The 18973-nt window shown below is 69.5% G+C and carries 17 protein-coding genes and 1 pseudogene; 4 read left to right on the forward strand and 14 right to left on the reverse strand.

Annotation, left to right across the window (positions count from 1 at the left end; translation table 11 throughout):
• Positions 1-25 precede the first annotated feature (25 nt).
• From rplS to FK531_RS16135, 3 genes and pseudogenes are all read right to left on the reverse strand, one after another.
• Complete coding sequence (gene rplS, locus FK531_RS16125; protein ID WP_142101113.1) at positions 26-367, reverse strand: 50S ribosomal protein L19; 342 nt, start codon at positions 365-367, stop codon at positions 26-28.
• 85 nt (positions 368-452) lie between these two features.
• Positions 453-1371, reverse strand: a pseudogene (locus tag FK531_RS16130) (YrzE family protein).
• Entirely contained in the window at positions 1371-2369 is a 999-nt protein-coding gene (locus tag FK531_RS16135) for a formylglycine-generating enzyme family protein (RefSeq protein ID WP_494338132.1), read from the reverse strand. The pseudogene FK531_RS16130 and the gene FK531_RS16135 overlap by 1 nt, the downstream one beginning before the upstream one ends.
• Before the next feature lie 97 nt (positions 2370-2466).
• Here FK531_RS16135 and FK531_RS16140 point away from each other — a divergent pair, with 97 nt between their 5' ends.
• Positions 2467-3138 carry a GAP family protein gene (locus FK531_RS16140; RefSeq protein WP_142101116.1) on the forward strand — a complete coding sequence of 224 codons (672 nt, stop codon included), beginning with the start codon at positions 2467-2469 and terminating at the stop codon, positions 3136-3138.
• 62 nt (positions 3139-3200) lie between these two features.
• Here FK531_RS16140 and FK531_RS16145 read toward each other — a convergent pair whose 3' ends face one another.
• Complete coding sequence (locus FK531_RS16145; RefSeq protein WP_246098204.1) at positions 3201-5555, reverse strand: Tex family protein; 2355 nt, start codon at positions 5553-5555, stop codon at positions 3201-3203.
• Between the two features lie 75 nt (positions 5556-5630).
• On the opposite strand from FK531_RS16145, the gene FK531_RS16150 reads away from it, so the two are divergent.
• A complete protein-coding gene (locus FK531_RS16150) occupies positions 5631-6800 on the forward strand; it encodes a class A beta-lactamase-related serine hydrolase (protein WP_220126960.1) in 1170 nt (389 codons plus the stop codon).
• A gap of 21 nt (positions 6801-6821) precedes the next feature.
• Here the strand turns inward: FK531_RS16150 and trmD are convergent, their stop codons facing one another.
• The 4 genes from trmD to rpsP are packed head-to-tail and all read right to left on the reverse strand — an operon-like array spanning position 6822 to position 8764.
• Positions 6822-7520 carry a tRNA (guanosine(37)-N1)-methyltransferase TrmD gene (gene trmD / locus FK531_RS16155; protein ID WP_142101118.1) on the reverse strand — a complete coding sequence of 233 codons (699 nt, stop codon included), beginning with the start codon at positions 7518-7520 and terminating at the stop codon, positions 6822-6824.
• Positions 7521-7522: 2 nt separating this feature from the next.
• Positions 7523-8050: a ribosome maturation factor RimM gene (rimM, locus tag FK531_RS16160; protein WP_142101119.1), complete on the reverse strand. Its 528-nt coding sequence runs from the start codon at positions 8048-8050 to the stop codon at positions 7523-7525.
• A 13-nt stretch (positions 8051-8063) separates the two neighbouring features.
• Positions 8064-8306, reverse strand: a complete 243-nt coding sequence (locus FK531_RS16165) for an RNA-binding protein (protein ID WP_142101121.1) — start codon at positions 8304-8306, stop codon at positions 8064-8066.
• A complete protein-coding gene (gene rpsP / locus FK531_RS16170; protein ID WP_142101122.1) occupies positions 8303-8764 on the reverse strand; it encodes a 30S ribosomal protein S16 in 462 nt (153 codons plus the stop codon). Before rpsP ends, FK531_RS16165 begins: the two co-directional genes overlap by 4 nt.
• A gap of 262 nt (positions 8765-9026) precedes the next feature.
• On the opposite strand from rpsP, the gene FK531_RS16175 reads away from it, so the two are divergent.
• On the forward strand, positions 9027-9566 hold the full coding sequence (locus FK531_RS16175; RefSeq protein WP_142101124.1) for a DUF5336 domain-containing protein: 540 nt from the start codon (positions 9027-9029) through the stop codon (positions 9564-9566).
• On the forward strand, positions 9563-10489 hold the full coding sequence (locus FK531_RS16180; RefSeq protein WP_142101126.1) for an NADase-type glycan-binding domain-containing protein: 927 nt from the start codon (positions 9563-9565) through the stop codon (positions 10487-10489). The genes FK531_RS16175 and FK531_RS16180 overlap by 4 nt, the downstream gene beginning before the upstream one ends.
• 9 nt (positions 10490-10498) lie before the next feature.
• Here FK531_RS16180 and FK531_RS16185 read toward each other — a convergent pair whose 3' ends face one another.
• The 6 genes from FK531_RS16185 to FK531_RS16210 form a co-directional block, all read right to left on the reverse strand.
• The gene (locus tag FK531_RS16185) at positions 10499-11590 is read right to left on the reverse strand and encodes an amidohydrolase family protein (RefSeq protein WP_142101127.1); all 1092 of its coding nucleotides are present in this window, start codon (positions 11588-11590) and stop codon (positions 10499-10501) included.
• A gap of 2 nt (positions 11591-11592) precedes the next feature.
• Entirely contained in the window at positions 11593-13170 is a 1578-nt protein-coding gene (gene ffh, locus FK531_RS16190; protein ID WP_142101129.1) for a signal recognition particle protein, read from the reverse strand.
• A gap of 72 nt (positions 13171-13242) precedes the next feature.
• A complete protein-coding gene (locus tag FK531_RS16195) occupies positions 13243-15762 on the reverse strand; it encodes a [protein-PII] uridylyltransferase (protein ID WP_142101131.1) in 2520 nt (839 codons plus the stop codon).
• Positions 15752-16090 carry a P-II family nitrogen regulator gene (locus FK531_RS16200; protein ID WP_142101132.1) on the reverse strand — a complete coding sequence of 113 codons (339 nt, stop codon included), beginning with the start codon at positions 16088-16090 and terminating at the stop codon, positions 15752-15754. The genes FK531_RS16195 and FK531_RS16200 overlap by 11 nt, the downstream gene beginning before the upstream one ends.
• Positions 16091-16095: 5 nt before the next feature.
• Entirely contained in the window at positions 16096-17409 is a 1314-nt protein-coding gene (locus FK531_RS16205) for an ammonium transporter (protein ID WP_181763000.1), read from the reverse strand.
• Between the two features lie 264 nt (positions 17410-17673).
• A complete protein-coding gene (locus FK531_RS16210; RefSeq protein ID WP_142101134.1) occupies positions 17674-18843 on the reverse strand; it encodes a phosphodiester glycosidase family protein in 1170 nt (389 codons plus the stop codon).
• Between the last annotated feature and the right edge of the window lie 130 nt (positions 18844-18973).

Here is an 18973-nt window from a genome sequence, read left to right on the forward strand (position 1 = left end):
TCCGGGGCCGGGCCGACGCGAAAGCTCAGCGCTTTTCCTTGATCTTGGCCTTCTTGCCACGCAGATCGCGGAGGTAGTACAGCTTGGCGCGACGCACGTCGCCGCGGGTGAGGACCTCGATCTCGGCGATGTTCGGGCTGTGCACCGGGAAGGTGCGCTCGACGCCGACGCTGAAGGAGACCTTGCGGACGGTGAAGGTCTCGCGGATGCCGCCGCCCTGGCGACGGATGACGACGCCCTTGAAGACCTGCACGCGCTCCTTCGAGCCTTCGATAACCTTCACGTGCACATTCAGGGTGTCACCGGGACGGAACTCCGGAATGTCGGTGCGGAGAGACTGGGCGTCCAGGAAGTCCAGTGTGTTCATCGGTTGATCCATCCTTGCGTTTTTCGCATGAGCAGAGGACCCGAGCGGCACCGCGTCAGCGGCACTCGGCTGGTTCGTACTCCGATTAGGTAGGTGCGCCCGTTACAGGCAACCCGTCAATTGTGCCAGATGGGCAGGTCCACGTCGAAATCCGGGGTCTAACCGCCGGCATGCTCGTGCTGTGGGACCGGCGGAGCGGCGTGCACTGTCCGATCGAGCTCCTCCTCCGTGGCCGACAGTGCGTGCTCGACACTGGGCTTGCCCGCGATCAGGTCCTGCACGTAGATCTTGGCCCGGACGATCGGGCGGCGATACCGCTTCTCACGCTCGATGGCGCGGCGCATCCGCTTCGGCTTGTTCCCGTAGCGCCACCGCGCCCATGGCGCTCCCGGCCTGCTCAGCCGGATCGCCCCGACCAGCAGCAGCGGAAAGAAGAACATCCCCACGAGTCCGGTCCAGATCTTGCCCTTCGCGATCACCACGGCCGCGATCGCCAGGCTGACCAGCGAGATCACGCCCAGCACCACGCGCACCCAGGTTTCCGGATTGTCCCGGAAGTCGGAGACGTTGATGATCGCGTCCGGCCGGGCCCCGATCAGCAGCAGGCCGGTCACCGCGAGGGCGACGAATACCGCATCCACGGACGCGCGCCCCTGCTCGGCCCAGTACACGTCCTTGAGGTAGAAGATCAGCGCGAACTCGTCGAGCACCAGCGCCGCCCCGACACCGAAGCAGGCCGCCAGCACCGCCCCGGTCGTCGGTGTGCCGTCCTCGTAGGTCGCGATCAGTGCCATACCGGACAGCAGCATGGCGACCACTCCGAACACGACGTGGTGCACGTGCTGGCCGCCCGGTGTGACGTTGCCCGGCCACCACCGGACCTTCGCGCGGATCATCCGGACGCTGAACCGGATGAAGACGAAGCCGCCGATGAATCCCAGCAGGAAGAACAGCAGTGGCAGCCTGCCGTGCGCGATGATCTCGTCCTGCAGCCAGTTGCTCATCAGCTCGGTCCGTGTCCCCTGACGACGCAGCGGAAGCCGAGGTGGCAGGTGGAGGTCTCCTCGGACTCGCCCTGCCGTGCCGCAGGGCGGTAACGAAGGCAGTAGTTCGGCGCACACAGGTGCGAGCCGCCCTTGATCACCCGGCGCGGGTACGGTTCCCCGTCCCGCTCGGCCGCGGCGTCCACCCGCGGATTCCGCGGGATGCAGCACGAGCTCGCGGGGGCGACGTTCTTGCCGGATTGACTGTGGTCGCCGGTGTGGAAGTCGGTGGTCCACTCCCACACGTTGCCCGCCATGTCGACGAGGCCGTACCCATTGGGACGGAACGACCCGATCGGCGACGTTCCGACGAAGCCGTCCTCGGCGAGGTTCTGCCACGGGAACTGGCCCTGCCAGGTGTTGGCCTGATGCTTGCCGTTCGGCGTGAAGTCATCACCCCAGGTGTACGACTTACGGTCGAGTCCACCGCGCGCGGCGAACTCCCACTCGGCCTCCGTCGCCAACTCCTTGCCGGCCCAGGACGCGTAGGCCTGCGCGTCGGCGAGGGCCACGTGCGTGACCGGATGCCGTTCGCGCCCACCGACATTGCTGCCCGGGCCCTCCGGGTGACGCCAATCCGCACCCGGCACCCAGGACCACCACTGGTGGAAGTCGTCGAGGGACACCGGTCCGGGCGGCGGGGTGAACACCAACGATCCGGGAACCAGCAGCGCAGGGTCGGCGTCCGGGTAGTCGGCGGCATCGGGTGCGGTCTCGGCGACAGTGACGTGCCCGGTGTCCTTCACGAACCGCCGGAACTCGGCGACGGTCACCTGATGGGTGTCCATCCAGAACCCGTCGACCTGCACCTGGTGAACGGGGCGTTCCTCGGGGTAGAAGTCCTCGGAACCCATCCAGAAGGTTCCCCCGGGAATCCAAGACATGTCTTTCGTGGACACAGCCTTCGTGGACTCGGGGGCGGTCTGCTTCGTCGTGATGGAGACGGTCTGCGGTGCCATGTCCACGAGCATGTCATCTCGACCGCGGAGTCCGCACGCGGAGGATTCACCCGTTTCGGATGGGTCCGCGCGGCGAATGCCCTGACAGCATCACGGCATGGGAACAGCAATCGGTGACATCCTTCCGCTCGCGCTCGGTGTCGCGATCAGCCCGATTCCGATCATCGCCGCGATCCTCATGCTGCTGACGCCGAAGGCCGGCAGCACCGCGACCTCGTTCACAGCGGGGTGGATCCTCGGCATAGCCGTGGCGTATGCGGTGATCGTCGTGATCGCCAGCGCGGTCGGCCTGCACACCTCGTCGGGCGGCAACCCGACCACCGCCACCATCAAGATCATTCTCGGCGTACTGATGCTCGGCCTCGCGGTCAAGCAGTGGAAGGGCAGGCCCGCGCCCGGCGCCGAGCCGACCATGCCGGGGTGGCTCGCCGCGATCGACAAGGTCACTCCCGGCAAGGCACTGGGTCTCGGTTTCGCGCTGTCCGCGGTGAACCCGAAGAACCTGCTGATGATCGTCGGCGCCGCCGTCGCGGTTGCGAACCTCGGTGTCAGCGGCGGTGCCATCACCGTCGCCGGGATCGTGTTCACCGTGATCGCGGCCAGCACAGTGGCAGTGCCCGTGATCGCCTACTTCGCTGCCCGCGAGAAAGCGACCGTCTGGCTCGGCGAACTCAAGTCCTGGCTGACCGCGAACAACGCCACCGTGATGGCCGTGCTCCTGCTCGTCATCGGTGTGGTGATGATCGGCAAGGGCATCGGCGGCTACTGACGCGAACCGTGCGCGCGAAATACCCCAGTTGGGGTACTTCGCGCGCACGGGCGGCGCAGCCGCTACTTACCGAAGCCCGCCTTGCGCAGGGCGTCGGCCATCGAGCCGCCCGCGGGCTGCCGATCCGGCCTGCTGCCGCCCTGACGCTGCCCGCCCTGACCCTGACGCTGGCCGCCGGACTGCTGGCCGCCGCCCTGACGCTGGCCACCGGACTGCTGGCCGCCCTGTCGCGGTCCCGACTGCTTGGGCGCTCCGGGCTCGTCGTCGAGGCGCAGGCTCAGACCGATCCGCTGGCGCTGCAGGTCGACCTCCATCACCTTGACCTTGACCACGTCGCCGGACTTGACCACCTCGCGGGGATCCTTCACGAAGTTGTGCGACATCGCCGAGACGTGCACGAGCCCGTCCTGGTGCACACCCACGTCGACGAACGCGCCGAACGCGGCGACGTTCGTCACGACGCCCTCGAGGGTCATGCCCGGCTTCAAGTCGGCGACCTTCTCCACCCCCGAGGCGAACGTCGCAGTCTTGAACTCCGGACGCGGGTCGCGGCCCGGCTTCTCGAGCTCGGTGATGATGTCGGTCACGGTCGGCAGACCGAACTGTTCGTCGGCAAAGTCCTGTGCCCGCAGCGACCGCAGCACCGAGGTGTTGCCGATGATCTCCTTGACCCCCGACCCGCTGGCCTCGACGATCCGCCGGACCACGGGGTACGCCTCGGGGTGCACGGCGGACGCGTCGAGCGGGTCGTCGCCGTCGGTGATCTTGAGGAAGCCAGCGCACTGCTCGAACGCCTTCGGCCCGAGCCGCGCGACGTCGAGGATGCTCGTCCGACTGCGGAAGGGGCCGTTGGTGTCCCGGTGCGCGACGATCGACTCGGCGAGCGAGCCGGTGATGCCGGACACTCGTGAGAGCAGCGGCACCGAGGCGGTGTTGACGTCCACGCCGACCGCGTTCACCGCGTCCTCGACGACCGCCGACAGCGACCGCGCGAGCAGCGTCTCGGACACGTCGTGCTGGTACTGGCCGACGCCGATCGACTTCGGGTCGATCTTCACCAGTTCGGCGAGCGGGTCCTGCAGACGCCGGGCGATCGAGACCGCGCCGCGGATGGAAACGTCCAGGTCGGGCAGTTCCGCCGAGGCGTACGCGGACGCCGAGTACACCGAGGCGCCCGCCTCCGAGACCATCACCTTGGTCAGGCCCGCCTCGGGGAACTTCTTGATCAGGTCGGCCGCCAGCGCGTCGGTCTCGCGGGACGCGGTGCCGTTGCCGATCGCGATGAGGTCGACCCCGTGCCGAGCGGCCAGCGCGGCCAGGGTCGCCAGCGACTGGTCCCACTTGTTGGCGGGCTGGTGCGGGTAGATCGTGTCGTGGGCGAGCACCTTGCCGGTGGAGTCGACGACGGCGACCTTGGTGCCGGTTCGGAATCCGGGGTCCAGGCCCATCGTGGTGCGGGTGCCGGCCGGCGCGGCCAGCAGCAGGTCCTTGAGGTTCATCGCGAACACGTCGACGGCGTCGCGCTCGGCGGCCTGGCGCAGCCGCATCCGGGTGTCGATGCCGAGACTGATCAGCATCTTCGTCTTCCACGCCCAGCGCACCGTGTCCAGCAACCAGCGGTCGGCGGGCCGTCCCCGGTCGGCGACGCCGAAGCGCGAGGCGATCCGGCCCTCGTACACGCTGACCTCGCCGAGCGGCTGCTCCTCAGTCTCGGGGTCGAGCGAGAGCGAGAGCACCTCCTCCTTCTCGCCGCGGAACATGGCGAGGATGCGGTGACTGGGCAGCTTTCCGAACGGCTCGGAGAACTCGAAGTAGTCGGAGAACTTGGCGCCGTCGGTCTCCTTGCCCTTGCGGACCGCGGACTTGACCTGCCCGCGGTTCCACATCAGCTCACGCAGTTCCCCGACCAGGTCGGCGTCCTCGGCGAACTGCTCGACGAGGATGTCGCGGGCGCCGGCGAGCTGCTCGGCCGTGTACTGCGCGGGATCGGTGGTCGGGTCGGAGAGCAGGGCGTCCGCGACGGGCTGGAGGCCGGCCTCGCGCGCGATCTGCGCCTTGGTGCGCCGCTTCGGCTTGAAGGGCAGGTAGATGTCCTCGAGCCGGGCCTTGGTGTCCGCCAACATGATCTGGCCCGCGAGCTCGTCGGTGAGCTTGTCCTGGGAGCGGATCGAGTCGAGCACCGCGACGCGACGCTCGTCGAGCTCGCGCAGGTACCGCAGCCGCTCCTCGAGCAGGCGCAGCTGCGCGTCGTCGAGGGTTCCGGTGACTTCCTTGCGGTAGCGGGCGATGAACGGAACCGTCGCGCCGCCGTCGAGGAGGTCCACCGCCGCGCGGACCTGCTCCTCCCGGACGTCGAGTTCGGCGGCGATCCGTGCGTTGACTGATTTCAGAACGGGTGCGTTCACAGCTGAGGTCACGGCGATCGACCCTACCGCTAGCCTGTGACAGTCGGCGTCGACGATCGTGTCGGCGCGGGGGAAGGAATCGAAGTGGTGAAGGGTCGCCGCGCGGAGCTGACCGCGCTGTGCCTGGCAGTGGTCGTCGCAGCGGTCGGCGCGCTCGGTGGATGTGCGGCCGTGACCGCCGACACCGCGACCGGACGATCGTCCGTGGCGGTGCCGTCGGGCACCACGCCCGAGTCCGCGCCAGCCACCGTCGACACTGCGGTGCCCACCGATCCCGCCGTACCGATGGACCAGCGCACGCTCGACGATCGCCTGGCGCGGGCGAGCGCAGCGGCCCGCGACCGCGGCTCCGAGATCTCCATCGCCCTGCTCGATCGCCGCACCGGCCAGTACGCGGGCAGCGCGGACACCACGCCGGTCACGACGGCCTCGGTGGCGAAACTGTTCATCGCCGACGCCCTGCTGTACCGCGAATCCAGCACGAAGACCCCACTGTCCCAGGATGACCGGGACCTGATCGAGCACATGCTGGAGAGTTCCGACGACGACGCCGCGAACGAGTTGTGGAACGAGCACGGCGCCAGCGACCTGGTGGCCGACGTGATCGGGCGCTACCGGCTCACCGCGACATCCGAACCGTACGACGGCAACTGGTGGAACACCGAGACCACGGCCGCGGACCTGGTCGGCTACTACTCGGGACTGCTCGACGGCCGGGGCGGCCTGGAACGCGGGGGCCGGCAGGACATGCTCGGCTACCTGGAGGCCGCGAAGGCGACCGCGGCGGACGGCTACGACCAGCGGTTCGGCATCCCCGACGGGCTGCCCGGCGAGTCCACCGTCGCAGTCAAGCAGGGCTGGATGTGTTGCATCGCCAACCAGTGGCTGCACCTGTCGACCGGGTTGGTCGGGGCGGGGAACCGGTACGTTCTGGTGGTCGCGTCCCGCGAGGACGTCGACTATCCCGACGGCTGGCCCACCGTCACCGTCGAGGTCGACGACGACCGTTCCGACGAGCCACGCGACGAGCCCGCCGGCGCGGACGAACCCACCGTCGCGAGCACCCCCACCGAGGTGACCAGTCCGGTCCCGACCGCGACACCGACCACCACCGCCCGTCCACACCACTACGTTCAGGTCCGCCAGTACCCGGACACCACGGTGACCACAGCGTCCGACGACGCGAGCGCGGCCCACGCCCGCGAGACGATGACCGACGTGGTGCGAATCCTGTTCCCCGAGGGGCGAATCGACTGAGCCGGACCCCCGAACGGGCCGCTACTCCGCCGGGCGGTCCGCCTCGGGCAGCAGGTCGGGTCGACGCTGCGCGGTCCGCTGCAGGGACTGCTCGCGTCGCCAGGCGGCCACCTTGGCGTGGTCGCCCGAGAGCAGCACGGGCGGAACGTCGAGGTCGCGCCAACTGACCGGACGGGTGTAACTCGGTCCCTCGAGCAGACCGTCGGAGAACGAATCCTCTTGGTGCGACTGCTGATTACCGAGCACGCCGGGCAGCAGCCGGACGACAGCCTCGGCCATCACCAGCACCGCGGCCTCGCCACCGATCAGCACGTAGTCGCCGATGCTGACCTCCTCGACGCGCACCCGCCGCGCCGCGTCGTCGAACACCCGCTGGTCGATGCCCTCGTAACGGCCGCATGCGAAGACGAGATGCTTCTCCTCCGCCCACCGGTGCGCGGTCTGCTGGGTGAAGGGGGTGCCGGCGGGAGTGGGCACCACGAGCAGCGCGTCGTCCGGGCACACCTCGTCGAGGGCCGGACCCCAGACCGTCGGCTTCATGACCATGCCGGGGCCGCCGCCGTACGGTGAGTCGTCGACGGCTTTGTGCACGTCGTGGGTCCAGTCCCGCAGGTCGCGCACACCGACGGAGATGAGGCCCTTGTCGATGGCCTTGCCCAGCAGCGCGGTGCGCAGTGGTTCGAGGTACTCGGGGAAGATCGTGATGACGTCCAGGCGCACGACTACTCCGGATCCAGTAGACCTTCGGGCGGATCGATCTCGACGTAGCCCTCGGCCACGGAGACGACGGGGACGATGGCGGTGACGAACGGGATCAGGATCTCGCCCGACGGCTGCCCCTCGGGGCGCACGGAGAGCAACTCCCCGGCCGCCGAGTGCAGTACCTCGTTGACCGTGCCGATCGGGGTGCCGTCGGCCAGTCGGACCTCGAGCCCCTCGAGTTCGTGGTCGTAGAACGCGTCCGGATCGTCGGACGGCGGCAGGTCCGCGGTATCGATCACGAACAGCATGCCGCGGATCGCGTCCGCGGCGGTGCGGTCGTCGACGCCCCGCAGACGCAGCAGAAGCCGCCCGGAGTGCTCCCGGGCGGCTTCCACCGTGTAACTGGTGAGTTTCTGCTCGCGGGGCTTGTGACCGTGCAACACGGCACCGACTGCGAAACGCAGCTCGGGATCGTCGGTCCGTATGTCTACGGCGAGTTCACCCCTGATGCCGTGTGACTTGGCCACACGCCCGATGACGAGCTCCACTACTCGCGCCCGACTACTGATCGGTGTCGATCACGTCGACGCGGATCCCGCGACCACCGATGCCGGTGACCAGGGTCCGCAGCGCGGTCGCGGTGCGCCCGCCACGCCCGATGACCTTGCCCAGGTCCTCGGGGTGCACGTGCACCTCGACGGTGCGCCCGCGGCGTCCGGTGATCAGCTCCACCCGGACGTCGTCGGGATTGGCGACGATGCCGCGAACGAGATGTTCGACGGCATCGGCGACAACGGCACTCACTTGTCAGCAGCCTCGGAATCCGCGGCAGCCTCGGCGGGGGCCTCGGCGGCCTCCTCTGCGTCGGCCTTCTTGGCGGCCTTCTTCTTCGGGGTGATCGCCTCGGCGACCGGCTCGCTGTCGGCCTGCGCCAGCGCGGCCTGGAAGAGCTCCAGCTTGGACGGCTTGGCTTCCTTGGTCTTCAGGGTGCCCTCGGTGCCCGGCAGGCCCTTGAACTTCTGCCAGTCACCGGTGATCTTGAGCAGGTTCTCGACCGGCTCGGTGGGCTGGGCGCCGACGCCGAGCCAGTACTGCGCGCGCTCCGAGTCGATCTCGATCAGGGAGGGCTCTTCCTTGGGGTGGTACTTGCCGATGGTCTCGATCGCACGGCCGTTGCGGCGGGTGCGAGAGTCGGCGATGACGATGCGGTAGTGCGGGGTGCGGATCTTGCCGAGCCGCATGAGCTTGATCTTGACAGCCATGATGGAGCCTTTCAGGTGGTCACGGCGCAATTCTGCGATGCGCAAGGAGTGCGCACCCGGTTTTGCGTTGGAGGGTTGTCGTGACCGCCGCGCGGTACGTGACCGGAGACGGGCGAACAGCGGTCCATTCTGCCAGACGCACGGCCCAGGGGACGAATCGCCCGGCGCGACGCCGATTGCCCGGCTCCCCCGACCTCGTCCGCCTAAACTCCGGACAGTCGCAGCGCACGAGCAGTATCAGCAGCACGAGCGAGGGGGTCAGTTGTCGTATTCGGCATTCACGGACGGGCCACCGCCACCGGACCGCAGTCGCGCCAGCGTCCTGGCCGCCACCGTCCTGGTGCTCGGCCTGGCGAGCCTGCTCATCGGGTTCGGTCCGTACCTGAGCGTGCACACCTCCGCGGGCGAGGTCGCCATCAGCGGGTTCGTGCTTCCGCAGGGCCTGCTCGTGGTCGTCTGCCTGCTGTTCTCCGGTATGACCGCGGGACTGTCCACGTTGCCGCGGCTCGCCCAGGTCCGGGGCGCGGGACCCGTGCTGCACGCAATTTCCACCGCGGCCGCCACGGTCGGCGCGCTGCTGGCGCTGTTCCTGCTGATCGTGGTGAGCAACGTGCCGCGACTGGGCGAGGACCTGGTCGGGGACTCCCGTGACGACCTGACCCTGGTGGTCGGGCTCGGCTGGGCCGGCATCGCGGTCCTCGCGCTGGCGGTGGTGCAGTCGCTGGTCGCATTCGCCGCCCTCGCCTACGACCTCGGCCTCCTGCAGTCGCGCCGCGCCCCCGAGAAAGTCGCCGCCCCATGACCGACAGCCCGAAGCCGGACGCCACGCCGCCGAGCCCCGAATCGGCCGCTCCGGTTCCGACCCCGACTCCCCCGACCCCGGCTCCCCCGACTCCGACCCCGGCTCCCCCGACTCCGACTCCGACTCCCCCCAGCGCCGACGAGCAGACCGTGGTGCTGCCCCCGGCCGCCCCGGCTCCGCCGCAGACGCCTTCGCCGCCGTACCGCCCGCCGTTGTCGGTACGCGGATGGCTGGCGGTGCTCGCCGTGGTGGCGATCGTGATCGCCCTGCTCGGCGGCGGCGGATACCTCCTCGATCGCGCACTGACACAGAGCAATTCGACGACCGCCGGCAGCGCCACCGCGGAGCCGAGCGGATCCGGCGACTCGACCGACGCGACACCCGGCACCACAGGGCCGAAGGAGACGGTCCCAGTCACCCCCACCGGGGCGGTCGCGACCTGCACGACCTTCCCGCCCGCGGTGGACTCGGCCGGGCGGCCGCACACCTACGAGGCGCCGAACGCCACCGACGGCGACCTCACGACGGCGTGGCGCTGCCAGGGCATCGCGGGGCAGTCGCTGTCGGTCAGCTTCGTGTGCGCCCAGCACCTCGCGACCGTCGGCATCGACCCCGGCTACGACAAGACCGACATCGACGGCTCCGACCGGTTCGCGCAGAACCGCAAGGTCACCAAGGTGACCTGGTCCTTCGACGACGGCAGCACCGTCGAGCAGCAACTGAAGCCCGAGCGGGGCATCCAGATCCTCGAGGTCGACAAGACCAGTCGGACGGCGAAGATGACGGTCGTCCAGACCGTCGACGGTCAGCCGGTCACCAACCGGACCGGCGAGCAGTTCGCGCCGTTCAACGACGTCACCTCGGTCAGCGAGGTTCGGTTCACCGCCCGGGCGGGCGACGGGGGCGACGGCTGCGCGAAGTGAGGGCCGCCGTCAGGCGAAGCGGCCGCGCGCCTTGACGACGCGGCCGCGCAACACCACCAGATCCGGGTTGGCGAGAACGTCCGGCCCGGTGCGCGGATCGCGGTCGTAGACAAGCAGATCCGCGGGCGCCCCGGTTTCCAAGCCGGGATGCCCCAGCCAGGTGCGCGCGTCCCAGCAGGCGGCGCCGAGCGCGCCGGTCGGCCCGAGTCCGACCGCGGACAGCGCGGCGACCTCGTCGGCGATCCGGCCGTGCCGGATCGACCCGCCGGCGTCGGTACCGGCGTAGATCGGGATGCCCGCCTCGTGCGCGGCGCCGATCGTGTCGCCGACCCGCGCGTGCAGGTCCCGCATGTGCGTGGCGTAGACGGGAAACCGGTCGGCCGAGTCCGCGATCTCCGGGAACGTGGCGATGTTGATCAGCGTCGGCACCAGTGCGGTGCCGCGTTCGACCATCATCTCGATGGTGTCCGCGGTCAGTCCGGTGCCGTGCTCGATGCAGTCGATGCCGGCCTCGATCAGGCCGGGTAAGGCGTCCTCGCCGAACACGTGCGCGGTGACCCGGGCCCCCACCCGGTGCGCGGCGTCGATCGCCTCCTTGAGCACGGCGTCGCCCCACAGCGGGCGCAGGTCGCCCACCGACCGGTCGATCCAGTCGCCGACGAGCTTGACCCACCCGTCGCCGCGCAACGCCTGTTCGGTCACGGCGGCGGGCAGCTGCGACTCGTCCTCCAGGTCGATCGGCAGTCCGCGGATGTACCGCTTGGCCATCGCGATGTGGCGGCCCGCACGGATGATCCGCGGCAGGTCCTCGCGCTGGTCGAGGGCGCGGGTGTCCACCGGTGAGCCCGCGTCGCGCAGCAGCAGCACCCCGGTGTCGCGTTCGGTCTGCGCCTGGGCGAGCACGCCGGCCTCGTCCTCGTGACCGCCGCCGTAGCGGATTCCGACGTGGCAGTGCGCGTCGACCAGTCCGGGCAGGACCCAGCCCGACTCGCTGAGCGTCTCGGCCCCGGCGACGGGTTCGGTGGAGATGATCCCGCCGTCGATCCACAGTTCGACGGGCTGCTCGTCGGGCAGCCCCACACCGGCCAGCCGCACCGCCACGACTACTTCTTCGGCAGCTTCAGCTGGGACAGGTCGATGCCCTCGAGTCCGGGCGGCAACTCGTCGAGGCCCTTCGGCATCTTCGACAGGTCCATCCCCGCCGGCAGCCCCGGGAACCCGCCGGGCATCCCGGCAGGCATGCCCGGGAAGCCGCCGCGGATCTTCGGCTGGGTCGGGCCCTTGCCGCCCTTCTTGCCCTTCTTGCCCTTCTTGCTGCGCTGGCTCGACCGCGCGCCGGGCATCCCCATCCGGCCGGCCATCGCCGCCATCATCTTGCGGGCCTCGAAGAAGCGGTCTACCAGCTGGTTGACGTCGGAGACCTTGACGCCGGAGCCGTTCGCGATGCGCAGCCGGCGGGAGGCGTTGATGATCTTCGGGTCCTCGCGCTCGGCGGGGGTCATGCCGCGGATGATCGCCTGCACCCGGTCGAGCTGCTTCTCGTCGACGTTGGCGAGCGCGTCCTTCATCTGGCCCGCGCCGGGCAGCATGCCCAGCAGGTTGCCGATCGGACCCATCTTGCGCACGGCCATCATCTGCTCGAGGAAGTCCTCGAGGGTGAGCTGGCCTGAACCGATCTTGTGCGCGGCGGCCTCGGCCTGCTGGGCGTCGAAGACCTGCTCGGCCTGCTCGATGAGGCTGAGCACGTCGCCCATGCCGAGGATCCGGCTGGCCATCCGGTCCGGGTGGAAGACGTCGAAGTCCTCGAGCTTCTCACCGGTGGAGGCGAACATGATCGGCTCGCCGGTGATGTCCCGGACGCTGAGCGCCGCGCCGCCGCGTGCGTCGCCGTCGAGCTTGGTGAGCACCACGCCGGTGAACCCGACGCCGGTCTGGAACGCCTGCGCGGTGTGCACTGCGTCCTGACCGGTCATCGCGTCGAGAACGAACAGCACCTCGTCGGGCTGTACCGCATCGCGGATGCCCGCGGCCTGGCCCATCAGTTCCTCGTCGATGCCGAGGCGGCCCGCGGTGTCGACGATGACCACGTCGTAGTGCTTGCCGCGAGCCTCCTCGACGCCGCGACGCGCGACGTCGACCGGGTCTGCCGCGGAGACGCCGAGAGCGTTGTCGCCGCCGCCGATCGAGGTACCCGGGTGCGGGGCGAAGACCGCCGCGCCGGCCCGCTCGCCGACGATCTGCAGCTGGCTGACCGCACCGGGCCGCTGCAGGTCACAGGCCACCAGCAGCGGCGTGTGTCCCTGCCCGGTCAGCCACTTGGCGAGCTTGCCCGCGAGGGTGGTCTTACCGGAACCCTGCAGGCCGGCGAGCATGATGACGGTCGGCGGGTTCTTCGCGAACCGCAGCCGCCGGGTCTCGCCGCCGAGGATGCCGACGAGTTCCTCGTTGACGATCTTGACGACCTGCTGGGCCGGGTTGAGGGCGCCGGACACCTCGGCGCCCTTCGCCCGCTCCTTGATCTTGGCGATGAAGGACCGCACCACCGGCAGCGCGACGTCGGCCTCGAGGAGCGCGAGCCGGATCTCCCGGCAGGTTGCGTCGATGTCGGCACCGGACAGCCGACCCTTGCCACGCAGGTCCTTGAGGGCACCGGTCAACCTGTCGGAAAGGGATTCGAACACCGATCGGGCTCCTGGCTGGTCGAGTTGGCTGGTCGAGTTGCCGCCTGCGGACGTGCTTACTTGCGCCCCAGCCTAGCCGCTACCGGCTCCGCCCCCGTCCGCACTGTCCTTCTTCGGCGGCGATTGCGGCACCACCGCCAGGATCGCGGCCTCGAGGTCCTGGCGCGTCACCCGCGTGTCGGTGTCGCCCAGGTTCAGTCCGAACGCGTCGACCACCGAGGATCCGAGGGTCGACACGCGCGCCCACTGGACGTCCGCGCCGTGCTGCTCGAGCGCCGCCGCCAACCGGCAGAGCAGGCCGAGCCGGTCCTCGGCGCGCAGTTCCACGATCGCCTGACCGTCGACGGCGGTGTCGAACCAGATGATGCGCGGCGGTGCCTGCGCGTACTGAACGGGCACGCCCGCGACGCCGAGCTCCAGCGCCTGCTCGGCGTTGGCCTGCTCCTCCTTCTGCTCGAGCATCGCGACCAGATCCAGCTCCCCCGCGATCGCCCGGATCAGCTCCTGTCGGAGCAACCCAGCCTGCGGCGGGGCGCCGAACCGCGGCGACACCGTGAACGAGTTCACCGCTGACCCCTCGTGACTGCCGACCGAGGCGGACAGCACCCGCATCGAGTGCAGTGCCAGCACGCCGGCGGCGTCCGACAGCAGTCCCGGGGTGTCCGGGGCGACCACCGTGACCGTGTAGGTGTGCGCGCCCTCCGCGGGCCGCAACAGCACGTGCACTCCCCCGTCTGCGGCCAGCTCGGCGTGTTCGGGGTCGATCGGGTCCGGCGCGGGCAGTTGCTCGCCGGCCATCACCAGGCGACAACGCCGCACCAGTTCGCCGAGCAACGAGGATTTCCAGTCGCCCCACACGCCGGGCCCGGTCGCCAGGGAGTCGGCCTCCGCCAGGGCGGCGAGCAGGTCGAGCAGGACCAGGTCGCCACCGATCGCGTCCACCACCAGTTGAACGGTGGCCGGGTCGTCGAGGTCGCGTCGGGTGGCGGTCTGCGGCAGCAGCAGGTGGTGGCGGACCATCGCCGTGAGCAGCGCGACGTCGGACGGCCACATGCCGAGCCGATTACCGATCTGCGTGGCCAGTTCCGCGCCCACGACGCTGTGGTCGCCTCCGCGTCCCTTGCCGATGTCGTGCAGGAGCGCACCGAGCACCAGCAGATCGGGCCGCGACACCCGGGTGGTGAACGCGCTCGCCTGCGCCGCCGTCTCCACCAGGTGACGGTCCACGGTCCAGGTGTGCACGGCGTCGCGGGGCGGGAGGTCGCGCACCGCGCCCCACTCCGGAAGCAACCGCCCCCACAGACCGGTCCGGTCCAGCGCCTCGACCACCGGGGCCGTGCGACTGCCGGACCCGATAACCACCAGCAGGTCCCCGAGCGCCTCCCGCGGCCACGGTTCCCGCAGCTCCGGCGCACTGTCCGAGAGCCTGCTCAGGGTCGAGGCCGACATCGGCATGCCGGTCTGCGCGGCGGCCGCCGCCACCCGCATGATCAGGCCGGGATCCTTGGTCGGCTTGGCGTCGCGGGCCAGCACCACCTCGCCCGCGTGCTCCACGACACCCTCGTCGAGCGGCCTGCGCACCGGCACCCGACGCAACCGCGACAGGCCGCGCCGGGGAAGCGCGTTCGCCGCTGTCCGGAGCCCCACGTCCACCGAGTAGCTGATGGTGCGCGCGGAGTCGCTGAGCATGCGGGCCAGGTCGAAACGGTCCCCGATGCGCAGGGCCGCCCCGATCTCGTCGGCGTCCTGGGCGCGCAGCTGATCGCGGCCCCGACCCGCCACCCGGTGCAGTTCGGTGCGCACGTCGAGCAGCCTGTCGTGCGCGAAGGCCAGTCCGCCACCGGGAGTGTCGGGTCCGAGCCCGGGGACCGCGTCGGTGAGCTGGGCGATGGCGAGCGCATCGAGCAACTGCACGTCCCGCAGCCCGCCGCGGCCGTTCTTGATGTCCGGCTCGGCGCGGTGCGCGATCTCGCCGCTGCGCGACCACCGTGCGCGGGTCAGCTCGATCAGTTCGTCGAAGCGCGAACGGATTCCGGTCCGCCACTGCCTGCGCACGCCGCCGATCAGCAGGTTGCTCAGTTCCGCGTCACCGGCGATGTGGCGGGCCTCGAGCAGTCCCAGTGCGGCAGTCAGGTCGGTGGAGGCGACCTGGATCGCCTGCGGGACCGTCCGCACACTGTGATCGAGCTTGATGTGCGCGTCCCACAGCGGATACCAGAGCCGGTCCGCCACCTCGGAGACGATCTCGGGCGCCATGTCGTCGTGCAGCAGCACCAGGTCGAGGTCCGAGTACGGCAGCAGTTCGCGCCTGCCGAGGCCGCCCACCGCAACGATGGCGAATCCGCTGTCGGGCTTGATTCCGAGTTCGGCACCCTTGGTGGTCAGCCAGAACTCGTGCAGGTCGACGAGTGCCTGACGCACAGCCGGTGCGTCCAGCCTGCGAGTGCGGGAACCGCCGTCCAGCAACTGTTTCCGGGCCCGGACGAGGTCGTCAGCGGCGACCGTACCCCCGGACGGGGGCGGCCCCGACCCCGCCGACGACGCGGCGGGATCGGGGCCACCTGATCCGGACCCTGTGGGGTCAGAGCGCATCCGCGCCCCGTTCGCCGGTACGGACCCGGATGACCGACTCCACCGGAGAGACCCACACCTTGCCGTCGCCGATCTTCCCCGTGCGCGCGGCCTCGACGATCACCTCGACGACCTTGTCGACGGCCCCGTCGTCCACGACCACCTCGACTCGCACCTTGGGTACGAAGTCCACCGAGTACTCGGCACCGCGGTAGACCTCGGTGTGGCCCTTCTGCCGGCCGTACCCTTGAACCTCGCTGACTGTCATGCCGAGCACCCCGGCCTGCTCGAGTCCGGTCTTGACGTCCTCGAGGGTGAACGGCTTGACGATTGCCGTGATCAGCTTCATATTTCTCATGCCTCCCTGACGGTGACGGTCGCGCGGCTCGGCACCGTGCTCGCTCCGATTGCGACGAAGTCGTATGCGTTCTCAGCGTGTTCCGTATCGTCCAGACCCCTGGCTTCACTCTCCGCACTCGCCCGAAGTCCGATCGTGTACTTCACGATAAGGGCAATGATTGTCGTGCCGACGAGCGAGTACAGCAGAACCGCGCCCGCGCCGACCGCCTGACGCCAGAGCTGGTCGAAGCCACCACCATAGAACAGGCCTTCGACACCCGCGGGAGCTTCCGACGTGGCTACGAGTCCGACCATCAGGGTGCCGATCAGACCGCCCACCAGGTGCACGCCGACGACGTCGAGCGAATCGTCGAACCCGAAGCGGTACTTCAGGCCGACCGCGAGTGCGCACAGCACGCCGGCGACAACGCCGATGACGAGGGCGCCGAGCACGTTCACCGACGAGCAGGAGGGCGTGATCGCGACGAGGCCCGCGACGATTCCGGACGCGGCACCGAGTGTGGTGGCGTGACCGTCACGGATGCGCTCGACCAGCAGCCAGGCCAGCATGGCGGCGCAGGTCGCGACCACCGTGGTGATGAAGGTGGCACCGGCAATACCGTTGGAGCCCACCGCCGAACCCGCGTTGAATCCGAACCAGCCGAACCACAGCAGTGCAGCACCGAGCATCACGAACGGCAGGTTGTGGGGCCGGAACGGCGTGGTCGGCCAGCCGCGGCGCTTGCCGAGGACGATCGCCAGTACCAGACCGGCGATACCGGCGTTGATGTGCACCGCGGTACCACCGGCGAAGTCGATTGCCTTGAGGTTGTTCGCGATCCAGCCGCCGTGCTCGGCGGTGACGCCGTCGAACGAGAACACCCAGTGCGCGACCGGGAAGTAGACGATCGTCGCCCAGAGGCCCGCGAAGAGCAGCCAGGGGCCGAAGCGCAGGCGGTCGGCGACCGCACCGGAGATCAGCGCGACCGTGATGATCGCGAACATCGCCTGGAACGCCACGAAGACCGTCGCGGGGATGGTGCCGACGAGCGGAATGGCGACCGCGGCTCCGGTGGTTGCGTTGGCGAGGTACTCACCGCCGAAAAGACCCTTGAGGCCGAAGAACTGGAACGGGTCGCCGACAAGGTGACCCTTGTCCTCGCCGAAGGCCATCGAGTAGCCGTACAGCACCCAGAGCACCCCGACGACGCCCATGGCGCCGATGCTCATCATGATCATGTTCAGCACGCTCTTCGCGCGAACCATGCCGCCGTAGAAGAACGCGAGTCCCGGGGTCATCAGCAACACCAGCGCGGCGCTGATCAGCATCCACGCAGTGTCGCCGGTGTCCGGCACTCCGATAGTGGGAAATTCCACGTTGAGCTCCTCCTTCTGTCGTCCTGCCGGTGCGGCTGTCGACCTGATGAGAAGAGTGCTCAGCTGGTGTTTCAGCCGTGGCGCTGTGGTGTTTCACTCAAGTGAACGCATTCGGGGTCTCTGTTGCTTCTAGGTTTCGTGATGCGCCGACCGGGCGTCGACGGGCGAGAGGAAGCCCGCCGACGGGCCCGACGGTCCGTCGCGTCACGAGCAGATCTACCGCCCGGTGCGAAGTCCGAGCCAGCCCGGCACGGGGCGCGCGGCACCCGGCGAGCAGTACGCCCCCGGAATCTGAGCGCATGATCCGACGGGCGCGATGCCGGCGTTGATTCCCTGCCCCGCCCAGGTGATTCCGGCGTTCTTGTTCATGACCAGAGCCGACGATCCGCCGCCGTCGAGCACGACGGCGCGGTCCGAGCCGAGGGCCCGGAACGCGTCCTGCACGTTGCCGATGGTGAATCCGTCCGATTCGTTGCTGCCGCCCTGGAAGACGTACAGCTCGTCGCGCGCGGTGTTGAAGCCCACCGCGGTACGCGCGGCCCTTCGGATCGGGTTGTCGACGAACTGGAAGTCCGGTCCCGGACCACGAATCTTGAGGCCGCCGAAGGCGACGAACGACTTGCCACTGAACTCGAGCTGGTTGACCAGCGCCTCCGCCGCGTTGTTCAGGGTCGCCGACTCCGCGTCGCGGAGATCGAAGTTCGCATCGGTCGGCATGCCCAGGAACCCGTCGCCGATGACGAAGGTCGACAGCGGCGACCACACCTTTCCGGCACCGTCGCTCAAGCCTTCCTTGCCGACGTAGTAGCGGCTGGCCAAGTCGAAGATGGACGCGGCGCTGTGCGTGTCCGGGTGCGCGTCGTAGTAGGCGCCCAGCGGAGAGCTGCAGCCGTTCTGCGCCCAGTTGGTGCCCGCGGCCTGCGGGCGCACGTCGAAGAAGTTGGCATTGATCGCGATCGCCGGCGAACCCATCCGCTGCCACGCCTCGACGGGACCGTAGAGCTCCGAGTTCTGCCGCATCCCGTCGGCGGTGACGGCGTTCGGGTTGCCCTCGCAGCGGCCGGAGGAGTCGGTCAGCAGCTGCGACACGAGCCCGGAGTGCGAGGCGCGCCCGATGACGACCAGGCGGGCGTCTGTGGGCATGTCGTAGGCCCGGCCCGCGGCGGTGATCATCGGAACCGGGAAGTCGGGACCGAACTGATAGGTCAGCGGGGCGCCGCCCGAGGCCGCGACTGCGGCGTTCAGTCGGGCCTGGGCGCCGGCGAAGTCGTCGGCCTGCGCGGGTGCCGCGAAGACCGGGGCGAGTACGCCCGCACAAAGCGCCGTTGCGGCTGTGGTGGTGACGATCCTTCGGGTGAACCTCGCTGCGATGGCGCTGAAACGCACGGGCGTCCTCTCGTCTGACTGAACCCGACCGACGTCGCTCGATGTGGCGTAAGTCACGATCGAACGCGGCCAGTAGACACGACAGTCATTCGATCGCGACCCACTGCCAGCGCATCGTTATCCAGTTGTT

It is taken from the genome of Rhodococcus spelaei (assembly GCF_006704125.1).
Classification (GTDB): domain Bacteria; phylum Actinomycetota; class Actinomycetes; order Mycobacteriales; family Mycobacteriaceae; genus Rhodococcus_G; species Rhodococcus_G spelaei.